Raw genomic sequence first — 7,133 nt, forward strand, 5'->3', positions numbered from 1 at the left:
GGCCTTCACGGTGCTCGGGCTCGCGGGGCCAGGCCAGTCGGGCGCCGTGGTAGAGCGCGCCGGGCGCGGCGCCGAGGTGCTGATCCTGATGGACCGCAGCAGCAGCATGGATGCGACGGTGCACACCAACGGCCTCAAGACCGCGGGCCGCATGTCGCAGGAGCCCAAGGCCAAGGTCGTGCGCGACCTGCTGAGCGAATTCGTCGCCAAGCGGCCCGACAACCGCTTTGCCTTCATGACCTTCAGCACGGTGCCGATCGCGGTGGTGCCGTTCACGCAGAAGACCGACACCGTGCAGGCTGCGCTTGCCGCCACCGCCATTGGCCGCGGCCTGCCCGAAACCCGCATGGGCGTGGCGCTGCTCGCCGCCATCGAGGAATTCGAAGGCCGCAGCTATTCGGGCAGCCGCGTGATCCTGATCGTGTCGGACGGCGGGGCCCAGCTCGACGAGCCGACGCGACAGCGCGTCCACGCCGGGCTCGCGCGCGAGAAGATCGGCCTGTACTGGATCTACGTGCGCAGCGGCCCCAATTCGCCCAACCTCAACACCGAGACGGTCTCGGCCTACGGCCTTGGCGAGGAACTGGCGCTGCACCAGTTCTTCAAGACGCTGAGCACGCCCTACCGGCTCTACCAGGTGGACGATTCCAATGCCATGGCCGCCGCCATGGCCGAGATCGACCGGCAGCAGAATTTTCCGCTCACCATCCATGAGCGGGTCCCGCGGCGCGACCACGGCGCCGCGTTCTACCTGGCAGCCATGCTGTGCTGCGCGGGCCTGCTCGCCTGCCGCGCCGTGCAGCTGCAGAGCTGGCGGAAAGAAACTTCCTCATGAAGCGACGCACGGTTCACCTGGTCTTCGGCGTGCTGAGCCTGTGCTGCGCGGGCGTGGCGCTGGAGCGCGGTCTGCGGCTGCGCCAGACAATGCACCTCAACACGGAGATCGCGCGCATCGCCGCCGCACCGGTCGGCAAGGACGCGGCGGCTGCGCCGATCTCGGCGCCGCGCGAACTGCAATTGGCGCAGGCACTGGCACTCTCGAAGGCCGGCGCGCACGACGCCGCGCTCAAGGGCTACGCGAGCCTGATCCAGGCCGGCGAGCGCGATCCCGTCGCGCGGCAGGCGCTGTTCAACCTGGGCAACATGTACCTGCGCCAGGGCATGGCGCAGGACGCCGGCGCGCTGCCGCTGTTCGAGCTCGGCAAGCAGCGGCTGCGCGACCTGCTGCGCGCCGCGCCCGAGGACTGGGACGCGCGCTACAACCTGGAGCGCGCGCTGCGGCTCGCGCCCGAGGACCAGGAAGCCTTCTCGGCCGAGCAGCAGCCGGCGCACGAGCAGCGCCGCGTGCGGGTGCCCGGCTTCGTTGCCGGAGACCTGCCGTGAAGCCGCCGCTGCCGCAGCAGTGGCACGCCGCCTGGCGGCGCGTCGGCGGCAGCACCGGCAGCTGGCCGCTGCTGCTGGCCCTGCTGCTGCTGGCGCTCGCCGTCTGGCCGCCGCGCGTGCAGCTGCAGCGGCCGGTGTTCAACTGGCAGGTCAGCTTCGACATCACGCAGAGCATGAACGTCGAGGATGTGGAGCTCGACCACGCGGCCGTGAGCCGCCTCACGCTCGCGCGCGCCGCCATGCGCGAGGTGCTGGGCGCATTGCCCTGCGGCTCCAAGGTGGGCTGGAGCGTTTTCGCGGACTACCGCTCGCTGGTGATCCTTTCGCCGGTCGAGGTCTGCAGCCACTATGAAGAACTGCTGGCTTCGCTCGAACGCATCGACGGCCGCATGCGCTGGGCCAACGCCAGCAACGTGAGCAAGGGCGTGACCTGGGCCGTGCGCGGCGCCCGCAGCGTGGGGCCCGACACGCATTTCGTCTTTATCAGCGACGGGCAGGAATCGCCGCCGCTGCGCATCAACGAGACACCGCCGATGACGGACATCAAGCCCGGCGAGGTCCAGGGCTGGCTGATCGGCGTGGGCGGCGACGTGCCGATGCCGATTCCCAAGACCGGCAGCAACGGCGAGCCCGCCGGCTACTGGCGCGCCGACGAGGTGGTGCAGGGCTCGGCCATCGGCAGCGCGCTGAACCACGAACATCTTTCCGAGCTCAGGCAGGACCATCTGCGTGCGCTGGCCGAACTGGTCGGCGTGAACTACCGGCGACTGAACACGCCCGAGGCCCTGAAGACCGCCATGCTGGACCGCCGCTACGCGCAGCATCTGCCGGCCGACGCAGACCTGCGGTGGATTCCCGCGCTGCTCGCGCTGCTGTTGCTGGCGTGGCGCTTCGCGCCGGATCTGGGCTGGCTGCGTGCGCGGCGCCCAGTGAAGCGAAAAGAAAAGGCCACCGGTCGCGGCGCGGCGCCGCGCGGCCTCACGCGTCCGGCGTGACGAGCGCCGCGGAGGAGAGCCGCCGCGAATTGGCGGGATCGCGGAACACCAGCGGATGCTCCGTCGGCGCCGCCGGATCGCGCGCGGCCGCGCGTTCCACCGCCTCGACCACGCGGTGGTGGTCCGGGCTCTTCGCACACACCGGGTCCGCGGCGGCCGCGTCCTGCGCCAGCAGGTAGGCCTGGCAGCGGCAGCCGCCCAGGTCCTGCTCGCGCTGGTCGCAGCTCGCGCAGGGCTCCTTCATCCAGCCGGTGCCGCGGTAGCGGTTGAAGCCTTCCGAATCGAACCAGATCTCGCGCAGGCTGTGCGCGTTCACGTTCGGGAATTCGAGGCCCGGCAGCATCTTGGCCGTGTGGCAAGGCAGCGCGGTGCCGTCGGGCGCCACGGTGAGGAACATGCTGCCCCAGCCGTTGACGCATTTCTTGGCCTTGCCCTCGTGGTAGTCGGGCGCCACGAAGAAGATGCGCATGCGCTCGCCGAGCCGCTTGCGCCAGGCGTCGGTCACCTCCTCGGCATGGCGCAGCTGCTCGTGCGTGGGCAGCAGCTGGTCGCGGTTGACGAAGGCCCAGGAGTAGTACTGGGTGTTGGCAAGCTCGAGGTACTCGGCACCCATCTCGTGCGCCATCTCGATGATGCGGTCGATGTGGTCGATGTTCATGCGGTGGATCACCACGTTCAGCACCATCGGCCAGCCCTGGTCCTTGATGATCTTCGCCACCCGGTTCTTGAGCTCGAAGGTCTTGGTGTGCGAGAGGAAGTCGTTCATCTCGCGCGTGGAGTCCTGGAACGACAGCTGCACGTGGTCCAGGCCCGCGGCCTTGAGCGCGGCGGCGCGCTGCGCCGTGAGGCCCACGCCCGAGGTCAGCAGGTTGGTGTAGTAGCCCAGGCGCGCGGCCTCGGCAATGATGATCTCGAGGTCGTCGCGCAGCAGCGGCTCGCCGCCCGAGAGGCCGCACTGCACCGCGCCGAGCTCGCGGCCTTCGCGCAGCACGCGCAGCCAGTCCTCGGTGCCCAGTTCGTTCTCCTGCTGCGCGAAGTCGACCGGGTTGAAGCAGAACACGCAATGCAACGGGCAGCGGTAGGTCAGCTCGGCCAGCAGCCAGAGCGGCGGCCCGGGGCGCGGCGGCGCGGTGGTGGTCATGCGGGGTCCCAGCGCAGCCAGTTCTGCTGCGCCGCCATTTCGACGAAGCCGCGCACCTCGGGTTCGAGCCCGGTGGTGTCGAAGGCCTGCTCCAGGTCGGCCACGATGGCGGCGACGCTGCGCTCGCCGTCGCAGCGCTTCATGATCTCGCCCGCGCTGCCGTTGAGCCGCACCATGCCCTCGGGGTAGAGCAGCACATGGCATTCCTGGGCAGGCTCCCACTGCAGGCGGAAACCGGGGCCGACGCGGGGTTTGCTTTCGGCGCTGAGCATGGTCTTGTTCGCGGTCATGCGCCGTTCACGCCGTAGCGCGTCGCCATTGCGTCGTTCATGGCCCAGAGGATGTCGAGCTTGAACTGCAGTATTTCGAGCGCGCGCTCCTGCAGCGCGCGGGTGTCGAAGTGGTCGAGCGTGATGGCCAGGCCCTGCTCCACGTCGCGCCGCGCCTGGCTCACGCGGTTGCGGAAGTAGTCGAGGCCCGCCGATTCGATCCACGCATAGTGCTCGGGCCACGTGGCCAGGCGCTGCTTGTGGATCTCGGGCGCGAACAGCTCGGTGAGCGAGGAGCACACGGCCTCCTGCCAGGGCGCGCGGCGCGCGAAGTTCACGTAGGCATCGACCGCGAAGCGCACTGCCGGCACCACGTGGCGCAGGTCGCGCACTTCTTCGCGCGTGAGTCTGACGGCCTCGGCCAGCCGCAGCCAGGCCTCGACGCCGCCTTCGTCCTTGATGCCGCCGAGCTCGAAGCCGTCGTGGTCGAGGATGCGCTGCACCCAGCCGCGGCGCACCTGCTGGTCGGGGCAGTTCGAGAGCACGGCCGCGTCCTTGATCGGAATCGCGATCTGGTAATAGAAGCGGTTCGCCACCCAGCCGCGGATCTGCTCGGGCGTGGCCCGGCCGCTGTTGAGCATGACGTTGAACGGATGGTGGATGTGATAGCTGCGGCCGCGCTCGCGCAGCTTGGCCTCGAACGCCTCGCGACTCCATGCCGGGGCGGCTTTGTCGCTGCCTGTTGCAGGGCGTGGTGAATCTTGGATCCTGTCGGCGTGCATGGCGAAGCTCGGTGCCTTTTATCAGAGTTGGATCGTCATCCCGTCCTCGCAGGGCTCGATGCCTGCGCGCCGCAGCGCCGCATGCTCATCGGAATCTTCGTCGAGGATGGGGTTGGTGTTGTTGATGTGGATCAGCATGCGCCGCGCGGTGGTGGCGGGCAGCTTCGACAGCCATTCGATCATGCCGCCCTCGCCCGACTGCGGCAGGTGGCCGATTTCGCGCGCGCGCTTACTGCCCACGCCCAGGCGAAGCATCTCGTCGTCGGTCCAGAAGGTGCCGTCGACCATGACCGCATCGGCGCTGGCCATGGCGTCGAACACGGGCGGCGTGATGGCGCCCAGGCCCGGCGCGTAGAACAGGCTCTTGCCGCTCCTGCGGTCGAGGATGGTCACGCCGATGTTGTCGCCCGACACCTGCTGCTCGCGGTGCGGCGAGTACGGCGCGGCCTTGCCGGTCAGCGCCAGCGCGCGAAAGCTAAGACCGGGCACGCCGGGCACTTCGAAGGCGTGGCCGTCCAGCGTGATCGCGTGGCGCGCCACGCCGCAGTAATGCGACAGCACGCGCAGCACGGGATTACCCTCGCTCAGGTCTTCGGCCACCGGGTCGGTGCACCACAGTGGCAGCGGCGTGCCACGCTCGCGCAGCATGAAGAGGCCGGTGGCATGGTCGACCTGGCCGTCGATCAGCACCACGCCCGCAATCGCGGTGTCGCGCATCGCGCGTGCCGGCTGCAGGATGGGGCTGCTGCGGATCTGCTCGAGGATGTCGGGCGATGCATTGAACAGCACGCCGTCCTCGCCCTCCTCGGGGCGCACGAAGATCGACGACTGCGTGCGCGGCTTGGCGCGCACCGTGCCGCTGCGCACGCCGGCGCAGTTGGSRCAGTTGCAGTTCCACTGCGGAAARCCGCCRCCRGCGGCCGAGCCCAGGACGGTGATGCGCATCGGGAAATGAAAAAAGAAGAAAGACGCAGGGGCTCTAAACAACCCGCCCCGGGAGTACCGGGGCGGGTTGCGGCGAGGCGCAGTTCAGCGGGCGCTGACGTACATCGTGATCTCGAAGCCGAAGCGAAGATCGGTGGCCGTTGGGGTTTCCCACTTCATAGGGTGTCTCCTGCAAGGTTGCACAGCGCCATGTGGCGGCTGCGGGAACTTCGTGTGCTCCGGTACCCATCTTGAACCCATGAACCACCGACACCCAGCCATGAAATCATGATTCRCACTTCATGATTTTCATGAATAGCGGCTACAGGGCCACCGCGTACCATCGCCCTCGTGCTTCCCAACGGCCTGTACCCCGAATCTTCCCCCTGGCGCACCCACGCATTGGAGGTGCCGCATGGCCATGTTCTGCATGTAGAAGAAGGTGGCAATCCGGAAGGCATCTGCGCCGTGATCCTGCACGGCGGGCCGGGCTCGGGCAGCTCGCCGCTGCTGCGGCGCTTCTTCGATCCGGCGCGCTACCGCGTGATCAGCATCGACCAGCGCGGCGCCGGCCGAAGCCGCCCGCGCGGCGCGACGGCGCACAACCGCACGGCCGACCTGCTCGACGACCTGCGCCGCGTGCGCGAACAACTCGGGGTGCGGCGCTGGCTGGTGGTCGGCGGCTCGTGGGGCGCCACACTGGCGCTGGCCCATGCGGTCTCCGAACCGCAAGCGGTGGCGGCGCTGCTGCTGCGCGCGGTGTTCCTGCCGAGCGCCGAGGAGATCGACGCCTTCTTCCAGGACAGCGCCGGCCGCGCACCCGCCGCGTGGGCGCAGTTCGCGTCGGTGGCACCGGCCGGCGAGCGCCACGACATGCTGGGCTTCCTGGCTCGCGGGCTGCAGCAAGCGCCGACCGATGGCGTCCACCAGCTCACGCTCGCCTGGTGGCGCTGGGAGCAGACGCTGGCGCGCGGCGCGGGAGCCGCAACCAGCGAGCCGCCGGCCGCTCAAGCCGAACCCGAGGGCGAAACGCTCGACGCACTGGTCGACCGCTACCGCGTGCAGAGCCACTACCTGCTGCACCGCTGCTGGCTCGATGCGCCCCCGCTGCTGGACCGCCTGGCCGCACTGCCGCGCGTGCCCACCCTGCTGCTGCATTCGCGCGACGACCGCATCTGCGCGCCGCATGGCGCACAGGCGGTGCACGGCCGCATTGCGCACAGCCAGTTGCAATGGGTCGATGGCGCAGGCCACGATCCTGCGCACCCGGCCATGGCCTCCGCCATGGTCGCCGCGCTCGACGGCTACGCGCGGCACGGCCACTTCGGCGATGCGCCCACACCATGACGCTGCGCCTGAAGATCAACCTGATCGTCAGCCTGCTGACGATGCTGTTCGTCGCAGCCATGCTCGCGCTGCAGATGCGCGCCATGCGCGAATCGGTGCACGAGGAAGTGGTGGCGGCCAACCGCGTGGCCGCGCAGCTGCTGAACCGCACCGCCTGGCTCTATGCGGCCCAGGGCACGCCGGCCATGCTGTCGTTCCTGCAGGGCGTCGGGCGCGTGCGCTCCAACGACATCACGCTGCTCGATGCCGACGAACATGTGCTCTACAGCTCGCCCAACTCGGTCTACAAGGC

General features: G+C 69.3%; 9 protein-coding genes and 1 pseudogene. 5 read left to right on the forward strand and 5 right to left on the reverse strand.

The window, feature by feature from the left end; translation table 11 throughout:
• The 3 genes from AC1DOC_RS12325 to AC1DOC_RS12335 form a co-directional block, all read left to right on the forward strand.
• On the forward strand, positions 1 to 835 hold an 835-nt coding region (locus tag AC1DOC_RS12325; protein WP_478129871.1), incomplete at its 5' end, for a vWA domain-containing protein.
• Complete coding sequence (locus AC1DOC_RS12330) at positions 832 to 1,383, forward strand: MxaK protein (RefSeq protein WP_478079178.1); 552 nt, start codon at positions 832 to 834, stop codon at positions 1,381 to 1,383. The genes AC1DOC_RS12325 and AC1DOC_RS12330, both read left to right, overlap by 4 nt.
• Complete coding sequence (locus tag AC1DOC_RS12335; RefSeq protein ID WP_478079179.1) at positions 1,380 to 2,378, forward strand: MxaL protein; 999 nt, start codon at positions 1,380 to 1,382, stop codon at positions 2,376 to 2,378. Before AC1DOC_RS12330 ends, AC1DOC_RS12335 begins: the two co-directional genes overlap by 4 nt.
• Here the strand turns inward: AC1DOC_RS12335 and pqqE are convergent.
• From pqqE to pqqA, 5 genes are all read right to left on the reverse strand, one after another.
• Positions 2,362 to 3,519, reverse strand: coding sequence for a pyrroloquinoline quinone biosynthesis protein PqqE (pqqE, locus tag AC1DOC_RS12340; protein ID WP_478079180.1), 1,158 nt, complete (start codon positions 3,517 to 3,519; stop codon positions 2,362 to 2,364). The two genes, AC1DOC_RS12335 and pqqE, sit on opposite strands and share 17 nt — an antisense overlap.
• On the reverse strand, positions 3,516 to 3,809 hold the full coding sequence (gene pqqD, locus AC1DOC_RS12345; protein WP_018904577.1) for a pyrroloquinoline quinone biosynthesis peptide chaperone PqqD: 294 nt from the start codon (positions 3,807 to 3,809) through the stop codon (positions 3,516 to 3,518). The genes pqqE and pqqD overlap by 4 nt, the downstream gene beginning before the upstream one ends.
• A complete protein-coding gene (gene pqqC, locus AC1DOC_RS12350; RefSeq protein WP_478079181.1) occupies positions 3,806 to 4,570 on the reverse strand; it encodes a pyrroloquinoline-quinone synthase PqqC in 765 nt (254 codons plus the stop codon). Before pqqC ends, pqqD begins: the two co-directional genes overlap by 4 nt.
• A gap of 21 nt (positions 4,571 to 4,591) precedes the next feature.
• Positions 4,592 to 5,515, reverse strand: coding sequence for a pyrroloquinoline quinone biosynthesis protein PqqB (gene pqqB / locus AC1DOC_RS12355; RefSeq protein WP_478129872.1), 924 nt, complete (start codon positions 5,513 to 5,515; stop codon positions 4,592 to 4,594).
• Positions 5,516 to 5,599: 84 nt separating this feature from the next.
• Complete coding sequence (gene pqqA, locus AC1DOC_RS12360) at positions 5,600 to 5,674, reverse strand: pyrroloquinoline quinone precursor peptide PqqA (RefSeq protein ID WP_010100094.1); 75 nt, start codon at positions 5,672 to 5,674, stop codon at positions 5,600 to 5,602.
• Positions 5,675 to 5,962: 288 nt separating this feature from the next.
• Here pqqA and AC1DOC_RS12365 point away from each other — a divergent pair, with 288 nt between their 5' ends.
• Together AC1DOC_RS12365 and AC1DOC_RS12370 are read left to right on the forward strand one after the other, a co-directional pair.
• Positions 5,963 to 6,841: an alpha/beta fold hydrolase gene (locus AC1DOC_RS12365; RefSeq protein ID WP_478083339.1), complete on the forward strand. Its 879-nt coding sequence runs from the start codon at positions 5,963 to 5,965 to the stop codon at positions 6,839 to 6,841.
• Positions 6,838 to 7,133: pseudogene (locus tag AC1DOC_RS12370) on the forward strand (methanol utilization protein MoxY); the annotation flags it as partial. The gene AC1DOC_RS12365 and the pseudogene AC1DOC_RS12370, both read left to right, overlap by 4 nt.

It is taken from the genome of Variovorax sp. 01T439_2, assembly GCF_056398445.1.